1 protein-coding gene is annotated in these 384 nt (G+C 45.8%); it reads right to left on the bottom strand.

What is annotated here, in order from left to right:
- Positions 1-61: 61 nt before the first annotated feature.
- Positions 62-384: Tle-like phospholipase domain-containing protein (locus S1OALGB6SA_RS06175; protein WP_230204456.1), on the bottom strand; the 323-nt coding region annotated here is incomplete at its 5' end.

Genomic DNA, 384 nt, shown 5'->3' with positions numbered 1-384 from the left:
GAGGATAAGATGGAAGTGCACAATAGAAGCCAAAATGCAATAAATATCTTCATAATCACCTTCACTTATTTAGAGCGCGTTCCATAGGCCCAATCATATGCAAATGAATTCCCCCAAAAACAGGTCCAAGTATTGCCCCAATTAAAGCATCGCCCCAGGTCGGATTTACAGATATCTGGGTGCCGACAGCACTCGGCAGTGGAGTTAAAGCCTGTATACGAGTAAGGCCATCTCCCCTCATATGGTAGTTGGTCACCTTATCAGCATGGGGCCCAATATTACCTTCATGAAGTCCCGCAGCGTTAAAGGTAATTGTATTGATGCCCGTATGTGAACCGGCATAGGCTGCAAGGGCTCCTCCCAAGTGTATCATATGCAATTCGT

It is taken from the genome of Olavius algarvensis spirochete endosymbiont (assembly GCA_900608495.1).
Taxonomy (GTDB): domain Bacteria; phylum Spirochaetota; class Spirochaetia; order DSM-2461; family DSM-2461; genus UBA2779.
This window is presented reverse-complemented; position numbering and strand designations above follow the sequence as displayed.